1 protein-coding gene is annotated in these 650 nt (G+C 45.1%); it reads left to right on the top strand.

The window, feature by feature from the left end; genetic code table 11:
* Positions 1 to 112: 112 nt before the first annotated feature.
* Positions 113 to 650, top strand: a 538-nt coding sequence (locus J7438_RS26785; RefSeq protein ID WP_209279062.1) for a hypothetical protein, incomplete at its 3' end; no start/stop codon positions are given.

Raw genomic sequence — 650 nt, 5'->3', positions numbered from 1 at the left:
TGCTGACGCAGCTTCCACGCTTGTGGGGGAGGACATATCAATAAATCTACCAACAGCCAGCGACAACAGGCCGTTAACTGGCAATGAGCATACCTCAGAGATGGTGCAGGATATGCCAGTACCAATGAAGGATGTACCGCTCACTACAGAAATTAACAGTGAAACAGCAATTTCAGAATTTTCTTTAAACCAGCAAAATGAACTACGAATACATTTAAATAATCAAGAAATACAAGCAGTACTAAAGAATGCCGGGATACTACTGAAAACCCTCAATGACAGGAAAATCCAACTAGCGCGAGACAGGGGGAAGCCGCCCGCACACTCGCTCTTTTCCAAGTTAAAAAACTTCAGCATTGTTAAAGATTATCAGACTTTCGAAGGTTATTTTGCTAAGGCTAACACGTTCTTTTTAGCTGTAAATACCCGGCAGATTACGAATACCAGCTGCCTTACGAGCATGCTCAGCTCGAAGACTCAGATAAAGGCGTTTGCAGAAGTACCCGAGGAAAACATTCAGTCGGTTGCTGATAACCCATGCTTGAAACAAATAGCCTCCATGTGTCATGGCAAAGGCTTACCGAAAGATAAGGACGTGAAGGCCTTCCTGACCCTGCCCTGCTTGAAAGAGGGCTGGCAGGAGGGCAAAG

Source organism: Thalassotalea sp. G20_0 (genome assembly GCF_017744175.1).
Classification (GTDB): Bacteria; Pseudomonadota; Gammaproteobacteria; order Pseudomonadales; family Endozoicomonadaceae; genus Endozoicomonas.
Note: the sequence above shows the minus strand (reverse complement) of the source record. Positions and strands in the feature narration are given on the sequence as shown.